General features: G+C 46.8%; 13 protein-coding genes. 9 read left to right on the top strand and 4 right to left on the bottom strand.

Annotated features, from left to right (window positions below):
* Nucleotides 1-40 precede the first annotated feature (40 nt).
* Complete coding sequence (locus ACMXI2_RS23715) at nucleotides 41-820, top strand: enoyl-CoA hydratase/isomerase family protein (protein WP_483778503.1); 780 nt, start codon at nucleotides 41-43, stop codon at nucleotides 818-820.
* 40 nt (nucleotides 821-860) lie between these two features.
* Entirely contained in the window at nucleotides 861-1,508 is a 648-nt protein-coding gene (locus ACMXI2_RS23710; RefSeq protein WP_483778502.1) for a hypothetical protein, read from the top strand.
* Nucleotides 1,509-1,800: 292 nt separating this feature from the next.
* Here ACMXI2_RS23710 and ACMXI2_RS23705 read toward each other — a convergent pair whose 3' ends face one another.
* On the bottom strand, nucleotides 1,801-2,214 hold the full coding sequence (locus ACMXI2_RS23705; protein WP_483778501.1) for a hypothetical protein: 414 nt from the start codon (nucleotides 2,212-2,214) through the stop codon (nucleotides 1,801-1,803).
* Nucleotides 2,215-2,363: 149 nt separating this feature from the next.
* Between ACMXI2_RS23705 and ACMXI2_RS23700 the strand changes: the two genes are divergently transcribed.
* From ACMXI2_RS23700 to ACMXI2_RS23690, 3 genes are all read left to right on the top strand, one after another.
* Nucleotides 2,364-3,785 (top strand): tetratricopeptide repeat protein, encoded by a 1,422-nt coding sequence (locus ACMXI2_RS23700; RefSeq protein ID WP_483778500.1) that lies wholly within the window; start codon nucleotides 2,364-2,366, stop codon nucleotides 3,783-3,785.
* Nucleotides 3,786-3,965: 180 nt separating this feature from the next.
* Entirely contained in the window at nucleotides 3,966-4,730 is a 765-nt protein-coding gene (locus tag ACMXI2_RS23695) for a phosphosulfolactate synthase (RefSeq protein WP_079470721.1), read from the top strand.
* Nucleotides 4,731-4,833: 103 nt separating this feature from the next.
* On the top strand, nucleotides 4,834-5,565 hold the full coding sequence (locus ACMXI2_RS23690; protein WP_483778499.1) for a shikimate dehydrogenase family protein: 732 nt from the start codon (nucleotides 4,834-4,836) through the stop codon (nucleotides 5,563-5,565).
* Between the two features lie 17 nt (nucleotides 5,566-5,582).
* Here ACMXI2_RS23690 and ACMXI2_RS23685 read toward each other — a convergent pair whose 3' ends face one another.
* Nucleotides 5,583-6,380, bottom strand: a complete 798-nt coding sequence (locus tag ACMXI2_RS23685; protein ID WP_483778498.1) for a class I SAM-dependent methyltransferase — start codon at nucleotides 6,378-6,380, stop codon at nucleotides 5,583-5,585.
* A gap of 123 nt (nucleotides 6,381-6,503) precedes the next feature.
* Between ACMXI2_RS23685 and truB the strand changes: the two genes are divergently transcribed.
* Nucleotides 6,504-7,199, top strand: coding sequence for a tRNA pseudouridine(55) synthase TruB (gene truB, locus ACMXI2_RS23680; RefSeq protein ID WP_483778497.1), 696 nt, complete (start codon nucleotides 6,504-6,506; stop codon nucleotides 7,197-7,199).
* Here truB and tamL read toward each other — a convergent pair.
* A complete protein-coding gene (tamL, locus tag ACMXI2_RS23675) occupies nucleotides 7,180-9,609 on the bottom strand; it encodes a translocation and assembly module lipoprotein TamL (protein WP_483782412.1) in 2,430 nt (809 codons plus the stop codon). The genes truB and tamL overlap by 20 nt on opposite strands.
* A gap of 102 nt (nucleotides 9,610-9,711) precedes the next feature.
* On the opposite strand from tamL, the gene ACMXI2_RS23670 reads away from it, so the two are divergent.
* Genes ACMXI2_RS23670 through ACMXI2_RS23660 form a run of 3 tightly spaced genes read left to right on the top strand, consistent with a single transcriptional unit; the run spans nucleotide 9,712 to nucleotide 13,777 of the window.
* Nucleotides 9,712-10,452 (top strand): TrmH family RNA methyltransferase, encoded by a 741-nt coding sequence (locus ACMXI2_RS23670; RefSeq protein ID WP_483778496.1) that lies wholly within the window; start codon nucleotides 9,712-9,714, stop codon nucleotides 10,450-10,452.
* Nucleotides 10,453-10,458: 6 nt separating this feature from the next.
* Nucleotides 10,459-11,481 carry a hypothetical protein gene (locus ACMXI2_RS23665; RefSeq protein ID WP_483778495.1) on the top strand — a complete coding sequence of 341 codons (1,023 nt, stop codon included), beginning with the start codon at nucleotides 10,459-10,461 and terminating at the stop codon, nucleotides 11,479-11,481.
* Nucleotides 11,447-13,777 (top strand): hypothetical protein, encoded by a 2,331-nt coding sequence (locus tag ACMXI2_RS23660; protein ID WP_483778494.1) that lies wholly within the window; start codon nucleotides 11,447-11,449, stop codon nucleotides 13,775-13,777. The genes ACMXI2_RS23665 and ACMXI2_RS23660 overlap by 35 nt, the downstream gene beginning before the upstream one ends.
* Here the strand turns inward: ACMXI2_RS23660 and ACMXI2_RS23655 are convergent, their stop codons facing one another.
* Nucleotides 13,778-15,013 carry an ABC transporter permease gene (locus ACMXI2_RS23655; RefSeq protein WP_483778493.1) on the bottom strand — a complete coding sequence of 412 codons (1,236 nt, stop codon included), beginning with the start codon at nucleotides 15,011-15,013 and terminating at the stop codon, nucleotides 13,778-13,780.
* Nucleotides 15,014-15,165 lie beyond the last annotated feature (152 nt).

Here is a 15,165-nt window from a genome sequence, read left to right as displayed (position 1 = left end):
TGCTTAGATTGCCATAAACAAGGCTTATAATTCTTTGTTTATGGCATTTTCTTTTATCCAGTATACTGTAGCGGAACGGGTAGCCATCATCGCCCTGAACCGGCCAGAGAAGCGTAACGCGCTCAACGGGCCAATGGTAGCGGAACTCCGTGCCGCATTCCGTGCGGCGGCAGCCGATGAAGCCGTGAAAGTAGTAGTGCTGAAGGGGAACGGGGAGGCTTTCTGTGCAGGCGCCGATCTCGAATACCTGCAGCAACTGCAGCAAAATACCTATGATGAAAATCTCGCTGATTCCCGGGAGCTGATGCAATTATTCCGGGAGATTTATGATCTTGATAAGATAGTGATTGGCCAGGTGGAAGGGCATGCCGTTGCCGGTGGTTGCGGGCTTGTAACCCTGTGCGACCTCAGTTACGCGGTACCTGAAGCGCTGATGGGATATACCGAGGTGAAAATCGGGTTTATTCCCGCCCTGGTAGCTGTTTTCCTGGTTCGTAAAATAGGGGAGGGCCGCTCCCGCGAGTTATTGTTGACCGGTAAACTGGTAACGGCTGAAAAAGCGGCGGCCGATGGCCTGATCACAGCGGTGGTACCCGCATCAGAAATAGCCCAAAAGGTAGCGAAAGTAGCTGCCAGCCTATGTAATGAAGCTTCTGCCAATTCCCTGAAGGTGACCAAAAAATTGATTGGCACAGTGTTGGACTTACCGGTAGCGGATGGGTTGGCGCACGCAGCCATACTGAATGCTGCCACCCGCGGCCATGATGACTGTAAACGCGGAATAGCCGCGTTTTTAAACAAAGAGAAGCTTAACTGGTAATGGGTCACTGGTTGCCATTTTATTATTAATACGCCACACTATGTCATATCGGTTGTTATTAACTTTTACCTTCCTGTGCTGCACCGGCTCACTGCTGGCGCAGCGTGTTATTTCAGATGCTAAGATCGTTTACAAAATGGAGCTGCCGCCTGAGCAACTGCAGATGGATGCCATGCTGGAAGGCAGCACCTTTACCCAATACATGCGTGGGCCACTAAGCAGGATTGATATGAATTTTAATATTGTTCACTACACTTACCTGATCAACAGCAAAACAGAAACAATGACCACGCTGATAGATCAGCATGGGAATAAGTACCTGATACGCGCCGGGAAAGAGCAATATCAGAAAGACCTGAAGCAATACGAAAGTATCCGGTTCCAGGACCAGTCCGAAACCAAAAAGGTGGCGGGCTACGATTGCAGGAAAGCTATTGGCACTATGCCTGATGGTAAAACCTTTGAGGTATATTATGCTCTTGACCTGGTGCCGGAGAATAAGCAATATAATCGTCGCTTTGTGAACCTGAAGGGAATCCCGCTGGAGTTTGAGATTATTACCAAAACCGGGGCTAAAACCAGGGTAGTGGCTACAAAAATAGAATTGTACCCGATCCCGGCCTCCTATTTTGATGTGCCTAAAACGGGCTATAAGGAAGTGAGCCAGAAGGAGCTTCAGAACATGTAGAGAGAGCGGATTTTGTCTTTTCCACTGATTACGCTGATTATACTGATTTTTTTGATTTGATCACTTTGGATTTTAAATGATTTGAGGAGATATAAGCGGATATTTTTCGCTTATATCTCCTCAAATCATTTAAAACCCTTATAAAATCCAAAAAGTAAAATCAAGGTAATCAGTATAATCAGCGTAATCAGTGGGAAAGACAACCTTCGCTACAGGCACAAAAAAAGACCGGTTAAAAAGCTGTTTAACTTTTTAACCGGCCCATATTGTAATTGAAGAAACGTTAAGTTTATTACCCTTTCTTAAGCGGCAGAATAATCTGCAGTTTCTGAAAGTTCATGTTTCCAGGAGGTTGTGATTGTACCTGGACATTGGATGGTACTACATAAGTGACATTACCTTTCGTATAGGTCATCACCGCTTTCAGGTTAATGACATTATTATAGTTATTGGTAGTAGTAAACTTAAAGTCTGAGTTGAAGGTACCGGAAAAGCGGTAGCCAGCGTCGAGGCTCAGATTGGTTTTGGGCATCGCTGTATTCAGCACAAAATGTTGGCTGTCAGCTGTTTTTTTCACTTTGTCTTTGTTATTATCGGTGGGCAAAAAGCCATTATTTGCCGCCGCATTGAGAGCAAAAAACGCTAATGCGCCCGCTAACAAGCAAGACAATGAAAAGGTGCGTGGTATGTATGTTTTCGCTTTCATTGTAACACAAATGTACAAACTTTTTGATATATTATATAACATATCCTTAACGCAAGATACGAAGAAATCACAAAGAATTGTTAAAAATTTTTTAGCACATAGAATCCACCCCATATTTGGGCATAGATAAAAGTACTATATTTACAGTAATGAGTAAAGACTTTTCATTTTTAAACGAGGATTTTGATGATCTGAGAGACTTGTTGCAGCAGTTTGAAAACCTCAGGGCTGGTAAGTCTCATTCTTTTCTGGACGAAGATTCATTTGAGCAGATCATAGACTATTATGACGAGCATGACGAAATGCCGATCGCATTGCAGGCCGCAGAAATAGCCATTGAACAATTCCCCTATTCTTCCACTTTACTTCTCAAAAAGGCCAACTTACTGATAGAAACCAAAAAATACAAGGAAGCATTGGATTTGCTGGAAAAAGCAGAAGTGCTGGACCGTACTGATATCAATCTTTATATACTGCAAACAGATGTTTACCTGGCGCTGAATCAGCACCAGAAGGCAGCTGCCGTGCTCGAAGAACAGATTGAACAGTTTTCGGGAGAAGACAGGACGGAATTATTGCTGGAACTGGCCGACGTGTACGACGACTGGGAGGAGTTTGAAAAAGTATTCGATTGCCTGAAACTGGCGCTGGAGTATGATCCTACCAGTGAAGAAGCATTGCATAAAATCTGTTTCTGGACAGAATTTACCGGTCGAAATGAAGAAAGCATCCGTTTGCATAGCGCCATCATCGACGAGCATCCCTATAACCAGCTGGCCTGGTTTAACCTGGGTACCGCATTCCAGGGACTGAAGTTATACGAGAAGGCGATCGATGCCTATCAATACGCAGTAGCCATTGATGAAAAATTCGATTATGCCTACCGTAATATGGGCGATGCGTATATCCGCCTGCGTAAGTATGCCGAAGCCATTGAAGTGCTCCAGAAACACCTGGAAATTGCCAAACCGGAGGATGTAATTTATGAAGCCATTGGTCACTGTTACGAAAGACAGCGGAAATTTACCCAGGCGCGTTATTACTACCGCAAAGCCTCGCATCTGAGCCCCAGCGATGATAAGCTCTACTACAAGATTGCGGTGGCCTATATGATGGAAGCCAACTGGGAAAATGCCGCCAAATCGTTACTGAGCGCACTGAAAATAAATAAAACCAACGCAGAGTATAATATGAGCCTGGGTGAATGCTACCTGGAGCTTGGAAAGAACAAGGATGCACTGGTTCATTTCATGAATGCCGTACGTACCAGGCCCAAAAGCGCCGTTACCTGGCAGGAACTGTTAAAGGGACTGTATGTATCCGGATTCCTCGAGGAAGCCCTCGTACAATTGGCCCTGGCAGAGGAAAAGGCCGGCCGCAAACCCATTTTTATCTATTACCGGGCGGCTATCCTGATAGCTATGGGTAAAACAAAAGAAGGGTTATTGCACCTGGAAACAGCCCTGCAACAGGCCCCAAAGATTGTTAAAAAACTCGTAGAGCTTGACCCTGCTGTGTTACAGCATGTGAGTGTGGTTGATCTGATCGCACAATATCGCCGTAAACGTTAACCAGTGTTATTTACTTTAATAAAATAAAGTATACTTCTTATTTTTGCGCCGGCTTTTAATTGTCATGGACAAAAGTCAATAGTATTTCCGGTTACTAAAATTGCATCTACGCTATCCCGAAGTGCCTGGCGAAAATTAGTATGTGTTTTACTGACCAATAAGAAGATAAAAATATTTCAAATGAATTTTAATCTGACACAAATCCCGGAAAGGACAAAGAAGCCCCGTACACATGGACTGACTATGGTAATGGACAAAGGGCTGAGTTTGGAAGAAGCACGAAATTTTTTATCCGCAGCAGGTCCTCACATTGATATCCTGAAACTGGGTTTTGGCACTGCTTACGTTACGCCCAACCTGCGCGCAAAAATTGAACTTTACCAGTCGGCAAACATTCCCGTATACTTTGGCGGAACCCTGTTCGAAGCCTTTGTAATCCGCAACCAGTTTGAAGAGTACATCAAAGTGGTAAAAGATTACGGTATCAGCTACATGGAAGTTTCCGACGGCTCTATCACTATCCCGCATGCGGAAAAATGCGGCTATATTGAAAAACTGGCAAAAATAGGGCTGGTATTAAGCGAAGTAGGCTCCAAAGATGCTGAACACATTATCCCTCCCTATAAGTGGATTGAACTGATGAGCGCTGAGCTCTCCGCCGGCGCCACTTATGTGATTGCTGAAGCCCGTGAAAGCGGCAACGTGGGCATCTACCGCGGTAGCGGTGAAGTGCGCGAAGGACTGGTACAGGAAATCCTGACACAGATCCCCGCTGAAAAAATTATCTGGGAAGCGCCACAGAAAGCCCAACAGCTTTACTTCCTGGAACTGGTAGGCTGTAATGCCAACCTGGGCAACCTGGCTCCCAATGAAGTAATTTCCCTGGAAGCCATGCGTATTGGCCTGAGAGGAGATACCTTTAACCTGTTCCTCGACAGAGAATAGTTTTTTAAATAATTACAGATTATGAATTACGAATGACGGATTTGTGGATAACACTGCTCCCCGGTTCGTAATTCATAATTGGTAATGATCAATTACCTGGTGCATGAAAATTTACGGACTTATTGGCTATCCGCTCAGTCATTCCTTCTCCAAAGGCTTCTTCAAAGAAAAATTTGAAAAGGAAAATATATCAGGATGTGTATATGATAACTTCCCGATTCCAGGTATCTCTGAATTCACCTCCCTGCTGGAGCAACATCCACAACTACACGGCCTGAACGTTACCATTCCATATAAAGAAGTAGTGATCCCTTTCCTGGATGAACTCAGCGACGCAGCCGCACAAATTGGCGCTGTAAACTGCATCCACTTTAAGGATGGAAAAAAGATAGGCTACAATACCGATGTAATCGGATTTACCAAATCGTTGCAGCCCCTGCTGCAGGCCCATCATCAGCACGCACTGGTACTGGGTACCGGAGGCGCTGCCAAAGCCATTATGTACGCGCTGGAACAGCTGGGCATTACCTATACTGTAGTAAGCCGGCAACCCGTGAACGGAGCAGTATCTTACGCATCACTGAACCGGCAGGCAATGGAAGAACATACCGTGATTGTAAATACAACACCCCTGGGCATGTATCCCAAAACAGAGACCTTCCCTGAAATCCCTTACCAGTACCTTACTTCCAGGCACCTGCTATACGACCTGGTGTATAACCCGGCCGAAACATCCTTCCTGCAACGGGGCGCCGCACAGGGCGCCACCATCAAAAACGGGCACGAAATGCTGATCCTCCAGGCGGAGGCATCGTGGGAGATCTGGAATGCTTAGCATCGCCGAAGGCGGGCCTACGCCGGCTTTATCATGTAGTACACGCACGTAGTCACAAAATTCCGGAAGAAAGGAATCGCTGCAATGGGCTTCCACTGCACACGTGCGCTTACGCCAAATTTATATTTGTAGATAGGATTGATCAGGTAAAACCTGCGTTGTGTAATCTTATACTGCTGGCGCTTTACGATGCGTTCAAAACGTTCAATGGAAATGCCGGTTGATTTCACATCCATCAGGTCTATCACTACATCATCTCCCTCGCCAAACATCCGCAATACGCCTTTGTAGAGCGGGCGGGGAAGCAAATGAATATAAGGCACCATGCTGAGGAATTTGTTCTTGCAGATCTGCTGATGACCTCCATGTGGCATATACCACGGCGGAAAACCAAAATATACCTGTCCGCGGGGACTCAGCAACTGTTTCAGATGACCAATGATCTTTTCCTGGTCAGGAATGTGTTCAATGGCATCTTTCAAAATAATTACATCAAAAGAATTCCGGAATTCTCCGAGGAAATCCAGATCGTAGATATTTTTGGCAATCAGTTTTAATTGCCCGTTGCCGAGATATTTCTGAAGAAAAGTTTTGGCCAGCTCTATCCGGTCCGGTGCAAGATCCACGCCTACGCAGTTGCACCCTTTTTCCAGCAAGGGAGTAAGTACACCGCCTTCCCCACATCCTACCTCCATTACGCGCAGCCCTTCCAGTTGCGGAAATTCCTGCTGTATGAATGGCAGCACGTAGTCGCGCGAATTGTCTACCTGTTGCTGGTGCCGTAGTGTTGCGTCTAAATGATGTTCTAATGCCATGTATACGAAAATTGCGTGAATTTAGTAAAAACCGCTTAGCTTTTAGCTTTTCCCCGTCTTAAATAAATCCTATAATTACCGGCCGCATGCTAACAGCTAACTGCTAATAGCTATCTTTGCGGCATGCAAACGAACGAAAAAACAAATTACCAGGAAGGAGCCGTGATATTGATCAACAAGCCTTTAACATGGACCTCCTTTGATGTAGTGCGTAAGATAAGAAACCTCACCAAAGCTAAAATAGGTCACGCCGGCACGCTGGACCCTTTAGCTACCGGACTGCTGATTTGCTGTACCGGGAAAATGACCAAGAAAATCAATGAATACCAGGCGCAGGAGAAAGAATACACCGGCACTTTTACTTTAGGGGCTACCACGCCTACGTTTGATAAGGAGTCTGAGCCGGAGAATTTTAAAGATATCAGCCATCTTGATGAAGCGGCCATAATGGCTGCCACGCAGCCTTTCATCGGTGAAATTATGCAGCTGCCCCCTATACATTCTGCCATCAAGCAAAACGGTAAACCTATTTACCTGCTCGCCAGGAAAGGAGTAGATGTAAAAGTAGAGCCCCGTAAATTAACCATTGCAGCATTTGAGATCACTAAAATAGATTTACCGGAAGTACATTTCAGGGTGGTATGCAGCACGGGTACGTATATACGATCCCTGGCAAACGACTATGGAGCACAACTAGGTTGTGGCGCTTATCTGAGCAGTCTTTGCAGAACCCGCATCGGTAATTTCAGTTTGTCGGAGGCTACCGACATGGAGGATTTCATTACCACTAACTCCGTTCCTAAAACGGATAACCAATAGCTATATTCCAGATAATATTTTCACGGCGCCAGCGGCTGTCTTTCAGGTCCCATTCACCTACATACCAGCCGTTTTTATTACCGGTGAAGTAAGGAACTTTCAACGGGATACCCCAATCCAGGCGGATGAGGAAGAAGGAGAAATCCAGTCGCAGGCCCGCGCCGGTGCCCATTGCCAGGTCGTGATACAGCTGGTTAAAGCGGAATTCGGAACCGGGCCGGGTGGAGTCCTTCCGGATCATCCAGATATTACCCATATCCAGGAAGGTAGCGCCTTTCAGGTTTACGCTGCCTCCAAACATCCTCAACAGGTCGAAACGGTATTCGATGTTTCCTTCCAGTTTCATGTCGCCGGTTTGATCGGGGAATGCCTGCGCGGTGGCGGAGGAATCTTTATAGGAGCCCGGTCCTAATGTACGTAAGCGCCATGCGCGGATACTATTGGGACCACCGGAAGTAAACTGCCTGATATAGGGCAGTACCTGTGAATAGCTGTACGGAATACCTACGCCGGCGTAAACCCTGGTAGCGAGCCCGCTGTGTAGTCCCAGTTTCCAGAAGTGACGGTAATCTGCTTCTATCTTTACAAAATTTGAAATATTTACATTGGTCAGCGTTTCCAGGTTGGTTTTTTTACCGCTGATGCCGTTCATCAGGCTGTTGATGCCACTGAGCCAGAGTCCTGATTCTTCCACGTTCACCCGGAAGTAGCTGTAGTGGTTTTGATGCAGCAGGTCCTGGTTGCTGAAAATAAACGAAACACTTTCCCCGCCGATCAGTGCCGGTTCAAAGCTGCGTTTCAGGTATGGATTGGTATTTACCACGCTGTCGCGGAAAGTAGGGTCCAGGCTCACCCCCACATAATTGAGGGTGATGGGCCGGATAATCCAGCGTTTGTAAAGCGTTTCGTTCCAGTCGTAGCCATAGGAGGCGTTGATACTGGTCACATCAAACTTCTCTACGCGGGAGAGGTAGTTGGCGCCAAGCGTTAATCTTGTTTTTACGTTGGAGCGGTTGCTTTGTTTGATATTAAATGGCAGCGCAAACCGTGGCCAGGTAAGACTAACCTCGCCTCCAAACTGTTTGGACTGCAGCTCCCATCCTGATTCCAGGCGTACCAGTTCAATACCGGTACTGAGCGCCATACCCAGCTGCGTAGCCGTTTTATTCAGGTTAATATGCCGGTAGTTCAGGGTAACACCCGATCCGAGTGTATAATCCGAACTGTTGCTTAATTCAAAGGTTAAACCCAGTTCCTGCCTGCGCCGGGGCGTGAGGAACACATAGGCGTCGAGCGTGTTTACGGAATCTTTTGGTTCTTTGTATTGCAGGGTTACAAACTGCCATACGCCGATATCGTATAATTTATTGACAGCATTATTATACCGTTGTATGGAATAAGTTTCCCCGGGCCGCAGTAATATGGACCTGGAAAGGATCTTTGGTTTCAGTATTTCCTGGTGGGAGCGGAGGGTAATAAACTTGCGCTCGTCCTGTTTCAGGGTGCTGTCGTTCGGATTGGCATTCAATGAAAAGTCGGGATAGGCGTATACCTTACCGATATGATACTTTTGCCAGCTATCGGTACTGTCTTCCGGATTTTTAATCCGGATTTCCACATCCATCGTCAGTTTATCCCTGCCTTTATTTTCATTAAAGATATTTACAAACCCTTCAAAAGGGTTGAGGGTATTCCGGAACAGGGCTTTGTTAAGCGTGTCCACACTGAATTCTATGGCATCGCGGTTAAACTTGTAGTAGCCCGCATCTTTAATAAGGCGGGTGAGCCTTTCCCTTTCGCTGCCCAGGGTGGCCGATTTAAAAGCAACGCCTTTCTGTACCAGCGATAATTTCTCATTGGCTTTTACGAGCTGCAGGATGGCGGTATCCGGCACGGTGTAGGTGATCTTATCTATTACAAAGTTTCTTCCTGTATTTACCTGGTAGGTAACGTTGGTTTTACGACGGGCAGTTTTTTCCTCATAATCTACCGTTACATAAAAGAATCCCTGGTTGTGAAGGTAGCTGGTCATGCGCGCCACTGATTCTTTGGTTTTGGTAGAATCATATACTACGGGTTCTTCCAGGTTCCTTTTGGCGAGCACCAGGTTCCAGAACCAGTTGGACTTTTTCTCGTTGTACTTCTGGTTATAGAGCCATACTTTGATGCGGCTGTTGAGCAGTTTTTTATTGGGCTGCTGTGTCATCAGCGATTTGGAAGAAAGGGAGCTGCGCAGATCCTGTTTTTCAGAATTGAGGATTTCGCCTTTTACATCTACTTTGGCGCTGGTATACAGTGTTTGATCTTTCTGGAGATATTTGGTATTGGAGCAGGCTGCCAACGTGAGTATTACAGCCAGTAGCAGCAATTGTTTCAGCAATAAAATTTTTGAATTGGGAAGCAGCTGCATCACGGGCGAAAACGTTGTTAAAAATTTTAAAAGCCAATACTGACGAACGGGTAACCACGCCTCTTCTTGGCTGATTAAAAGAAATCGTGTAGGTTTGGCCCCATGTTGTCAAAGGCGCAAATTAAATATATTCAATCATTACAGCACAAAAAAAACAGGCAAAAATCCAGCCAGTATGTGGCAGAGGGTGACAAGATTGTGCAGGAGCTGCTACAGGCGGGCATGCCCGTGAAAGGAGTATATGCAACAGCCGATTGGCTGGAGCAGCACCGCTCCCTGGCAAACCATATGCCGCCAGGTACTGTAACAGAAGTGGATGCTGCTGTGCTCAAACAACTGTCGTCGCTCACTACCCCCAACCGGGCGATGGCCTTGCTGGATATGCCTGCTCCCGTAAATCCCCTGCCTGCCGCCGGAACAGTAGCATTGGCGCTGGAAGCAATCCAGGACCCCGGCAATATGGGAACGCTTATTCGTATAGCCGACTGGTTTGGGATTCCGCAGATCATTTGTTCGCCGGATTGTGTGGACGTATATAATCCCAAAACCATACAAGCTACTATGGGCAGTATGATACGGGTTCGTATAGCCGAATACGATATCCGCGAATTGCTGCAGCAAACGAAGCTGCCCTCCTTTGCCGCTACCCTGCATGGAAAAAATATCGCGGAGTTTCCCCCTATCAAAGAAGGTATTATCCTGATAGGTAATGAAGGAAGAGGATTAACGGAAGATGTAACCGCAATGGCCACCCACCGGATCACCATTCCCCGGATTGGTGGCGCCGAATCATTGAATGCCGCCGTAGCTGCAGGTATTATCTGTGGCCGCCTGCTTATTTAATTACTCATGAACCCCCGGATACTGCTCATCATATTACTGCTTTCCTGTAATCACACGGCGAAACGGAACGTAACGCCCGCATTTTATTACTGGAAGCAAACCTGGACGGGCAACGCCGCCGAACTGAAATACATGCAGGATCTCCCCGCAAGGCGACTGTATGTAAAGCTGTTTGATGTAGATATCGACGAGGTAACCAAAGCGCCCACGCCGGTGGCCATATTCAGGCAGAAAGCCCCTTTCCCTGCCGGCGTGGAAATAGTGCCGGTAGTATTCCTGATGAATGAAATATGGGCAAACCCGGGCCCCCAGCTGGCGGCCAACGTATCCCGGCTGATGGAACAGCTGTGCGATTCCCTGCCCGTCACCAGCATAAAGGAAATCCAGCTGGATTGCGACTGGACCCAAACTTCCCGCGATGCCTACTTCTCTTTTATAAAACAGATCCGGCAAACCCCTTTTTTCCGGGATCGCCGGGTATCCGCTACCATCCGCATGTACCAGGTGAAGTACAAAGTACGCACCGGCATACCGCCGGTAAACAGGGGACTGCTCATGTGCTATAACATGGGCGACCTGCGTAAACCGGGATCGCATAATTCCATCCTCGATATACCTGCTATGGAGTCCTACCTGGGCGAACAACGGGTTGCAGCATATCCCTTACCTTTGGATATCGCTTTACCGTTATTCAGCTGGAGCGTTTTATTCCGCAACGGAACGGAGTATACGGGTATTTTAAGAAACATTGGTACGGCGGAATTGCAGGATACCACTATCTTTGCAGCCGGTAGCAAGCAACTGTACACCATCAGGAAGGATACCACGCTGAATGGATATCCCTTAAAAGAAGGAAGCGTGATCCGGCGTGAAACCATTGACCAGCAGGCATTGGAAACAGCCGCGCAGTTAGTGGCAAAACAGTTGCAGACACTCGATCCGGTTATTATATTTTATCATCTTGATTCAACAACCCTGAAAAAATATCCATTGAATGAACTACAAAAAATTTGTCGTTTTTTTAATTAGCTTTTGTGCCGTTTTCTTTGGCAATGTGGTGTACACCTTATCCTGCGGGCCAACACCGGACCCTTACGACTACTACATTTCCTTTTTTAGTCCGTATGCAAAGGGCGCCGGCTACGAGCCTTTCTATTATACCGCCCTCACCAACTTTTTTGGCGATCCAACTCCATCGGAAGAAACAGCCAATGTTGCCGACTGGCAAAACTATACAGGCAGCAAGGTAACGGAGAAGGATATACGTGAATGTATTTACACCTACCCGAAGGAGCAGCTGGCTGCAATTGCGGAAGGCAGTACCGCATTACCCGATAGTGTGAAGCAGAACACCTTTGCGCAGTTTTTGGGAAAAGAAAAGAACCGGGAAGCGGCACGCTACCTGCTGTTCGCAAAATCGTGCGAGCCTGCCGTGATCAATGCCGATCCGTGGTCGGTACCGGAGCGTAATAATCCGTTGCTGTCCGCATTGTATACAGAAGGACAGGGGCTGCGTGACAACGTAAAAGATAAAGATATCCGTGACCGTTATAGTTTCCAGCTGGTACGGCTGCAGCATTACAGTAAGCAATACCGCGAAGCAGTTACCTCTTTTGACCAGCTGTTTGACGGAAAAGAAAAGTCTTCCCTGGTATATTATAAGGCCCTGGCGTTGAAATCAGGCGCCTTACTGCATTTGAAAGACTCTGTGCAGAGCGCCTATTTGTTTTCCCGTGTGTTTGAGATGGCCCCATCCCTGCGGCTTTCCTGCTTTATCAGTTTAACATGGACCAACACCAACAGCGAACAAATATATCCTTTATGTAAGGATGATCATGAAAAGGCAATGGTAGCAGCTATTTACGGCTTTACTAATCCCGTGCCCGATGTTACCGCCATCCGCCAGGTGTATGCATTAGACCCCGCTTCTCCTGCCCTGAATATATTGCTGGGAAGGGAAATTAATAAGCTGGAAGATGCTTACTTCAGCCCGGCGCTGATGGATGGACAAAATGCCGGCCTTGTGAGCATACAGGATTATTCGCCTGCAGAAAAGAGTAAACTGCTTGCCAAACTAAGTGAGTTACAAACCGTAGTGGATAGCCTGGTTCAAAAGGGCAAATTGAAAGATGTGGACTTATGGCGGGTTTCATCTGCCTACCTTTCCTATATCCGTAAAAATTACCCGGCGGCAGCACAACAACTGGCGGCAGTAAAAACAAAAGACCCGGAAGTAAAAGATCAGTGGGAAATTGTGAACCTGTTGGTAAACATCAACCAGCAGAAAACGATCGACAGCGCCTTTGAATCGAAGCTGCTGGCGTCTTTTAAATGGCTGGATACCAAAACTGCCGGCGCTGAAAGTTACTGGGATAGCTGGGGAAGGAGGGAAAATAAAAGCTTCTCTTTTAGTAAAACGTACCGCAACCTGTTGTTTGCCATACTGGCGCCACGCTATCATCAGCAGGGCGACTTTGTAAAGGAGTCACTGATTCGCGGTCGCTGCGATTTACTGAATATGAACGATTACTTTGTTTCTGGCCAAACCTCCGTGGACCAGATCAACAACGATATGAACCCGGCCACGCTGATACGCCTGAAGGATTTCCTGCGCCGGCCGGTTAAAACACCATACGAATCTTACCTCGCAGGGTTCTTTCCCAAAGGCATTAACATGGATCAGGCGATAGGCATAAGCTATATGCGGATCCATGATTTCGGCAGTGCGCGTGATTGGTTTAAGAAAGCGGCGCCCGGTGGGCTCGCTGTTTCTTACCAGGTATTCCATGATCAGCTGCAGGACTTTGGGGTAGACAGCGCTGAAGCGCCCTATACGAAAGCCATTACGCAGCTGCAGTTTTGCGAGCGCATGGTGCAGTTGCAGGAGAAGATGAAAACAGCGCCGGTACCCGCAAAAGTATACTACGATTATGCGACCGCGTTATTCAGTATTTCCTATTATGGCAGAACCTGGAACTTTGTAAAAGACTATCGCCCGTCTACGCAGTGGTACTCCCCGGAATGTGATAAAGACGCTTTTGAGAAGCAGTATTTTGGATGCTACGCAGCAGAGAGTTACTATCTCAAAGCAGCGCAGGTCAGTACTGATAAGGAATTCAGGGCAAGGTGCGCGTTTATGGCTGCCCGTTGTTCGCAGAAACATACGGCTAATAACGGCAATAGTGATCAGTATATCACTGCGTTGGTCCGTAACCGTTACTTCCCTTTGCTGGCTGGCAATTATGGGCAAACGAAGTTCTACCGGCAGGCATATGACCAGTGCAGTTACCTGCGTGATTATGTGAAAAGCGCCCGGAAGAAATAACTATTTAAACTGGATGGCCTTTACGGGTGTAATACGCCGGATGATCCTGGCCGGGATTTGCAATATCACTGTGCAGATAAGAAAAGTGCCCACGTTGATTAGTACAATATCCACCCAGTGGAGGGATACCGCTGCTACCGACATGTAATAGGATTCTTCCGGCAGCTTGAAGATGCCGGTGGCCTGCTGAAGGAAAGCAATGCCCAGGCCAAAGAAATCGCCGATCAGTATTCCCAGTATAACGATGTAAGCCGCCTGGTATACAAATATTTTCTGGATATCCCAGTTGCGCATACCGAGCGCTTTGGCAATGCCTATCATGTTAGTGCGTTCCAGGATGAGGATGAGAATGGCCGTGATCATATTAATGATGGCTACAATGGTCATAATAACGATAATGATCAGTTCATTCTGGTTTTGCAGTTGCAGCCAGTCGAAAATATTCGGATAAATATCCCGGATGGTGCGGGTGAACAATTGATCCGGCAACACGTTGTTATCCATGTACCGCGCTACGGAATCCATGTTGCGGTAGTTATTGATGGATATCTCGAAGCCGCCTACCTGGTCGGGGTCCCAGTCGTTGAGTTTTCGCACCAGGTTAAGATCGCCGATCACATAGGTTTTATCATATTCCTCGATACCGGTTTTGAATATGCCCGTTACCGTTAGTTTACGGGCCCGGGGTGGTAATCCGCCTCCCTGTATAAAATAGATGATGGCTTTATCATTTACCTTCAGCTGCAGTTCTTTGGCCATGTATTCGGAGATCATAATTTCCGGTGCATAGGAGCTGTCGTTAAATTGTAGCAGTTGGCCGGCCTGGAGGAAACGTTTCAGTTGTGGCCAGTCGTATCCCTGATCTATTCCTTTAAAGATGATACCGTCTATTTCCTTTTCGGATTTGATGATGGCGGATTTGGTGGCGTAATTGCTGATGGTTTTAATACCGGGTGATGTTTTGATGCTGTCTATCAGGCTTTTTCGGCTGTAGAAAGGGATTTCCTCCGTAAGCGGGCCGGCGTTGGGCTGGTATTCGTTGATATGAATATGTCCCCAGAAGCTGAAGATCTTCTCCTGGATCACCTGCTGAAAGCCGTTTACCAACGCTGTTGCCAGGATCATTACCGCTACGCTTATCGCAGTAGCCGCTACTGCGATATTGATAATGAATTTTGAGAAAGAAGATCCCTTATTGAAAGCAATCCGTCTGGCAATAAAAAATGATAAACGCATGGAACAAATATAGGGAAAAGCTGAAAGTGCAAAGCATAAAGCAAAAAGGGATGCCAACGGGTAATTGGGCGGGATAAATATTCTATCTTCGCCGGAATCATTTGCTACCTGGCTTTTGGCTTTCAGCTTTCCGCTTTTAATCGTAACTTGAA

Source organism: Chitinophaga sp. G7 BAM 1005, from assembly GCF_057126945.1.
This window is presented reverse-complemented; position numbering and strand designations above follow the sequence as displayed.

Bases quoted from the DNA above. Each gene is read 5' to 3' on its own strand.
- ACMXI2_RS23715 (WP_483778503.1), top strand. From the start codon at position 41: ATGGCATTTTCTTTTATCCAGTATACTGTAGCGGAACGGGTAGCCATC.
- ACMXI2_RS23710 (WP_483778502.1), top strand. From the start codon at position 861: ATGTCATATCGGTTGTTATTAACTTTTACCTTCCTGTGCTGCACCGGC.
- ACMXI2_RS23705 (WP_483778501.1), bottom strand. From the start codon at position 2,214: ATGAAAGCGAAAACATACATACCACGCACCTTTTCATTGTCTTGCTTG.
- ACMXI2_RS23700 (WP_483778500.1), top strand. From the start codon at position 2,364: ATGAGTAAAGACTTTTCATTTTTAAACGAGGATTTTGATGATCTGAGA.
- ACMXI2_RS23695 (WP_079470721.1), top strand. From the start codon at position 3,966: ATGAATTTTAATCTGACACAAATCCCGGAAAGGACAAAGAAGCCCCGT.
- ACMXI2_RS23690 (WP_483778499.1), top strand. From the start codon at position 4,834: ATGAAAATTTACGGACTTATTGGCTATCCGCTCAGTCATTCCTTCTCC.
- ACMXI2_RS23685 (WP_483778498.1), bottom strand. From the start codon at position 6,380: ATGGCATTAGAACATCATTTAGACGCAACACTACGGCACCAGCAACAG.
- truB (WP_483778497.1), top strand. From the start codon at position 6,504: ATGCAAACGAACGAAAAAACAAATTACCAGGAAGGAGCCGTGATATTG.
- tamL (WP_483782412.1), bottom strand. From the start codon at position 9,609: ATGCAGCTGCTTCCCAATTCAAAAATTTTATTGCTGAAACAATTGCTG.
- ACMXI2_RS23670 (WP_483778496.1), top strand. From the start codon at position 9,712: ATGTTGTCAAAGGCGCAAATTAAATATATTCAATCATTACAGCACAAA.
- ACMXI2_RS23665 (WP_483778495.1), top strand. From the start codon at position 10,459: ATGAACCCCCGGATACTGCTCATCATATTACTGCTTTCCTGTAATCAC.
- ACMXI2_RS23660 (WP_483778494.1), top strand. From the start codon at position 11,447: ATGAACTACAAAAAATTTGTCGTTTTTTTAATTAGCTTTTGTGCCGTT.
- ACMXI2_RS23655 (WP_483778493.1), bottom strand. From the start codon at position 15,013: ATGCGTTTATCATTTTTTATTGCCAGACGGATTGCTTTCAATAAGGGA.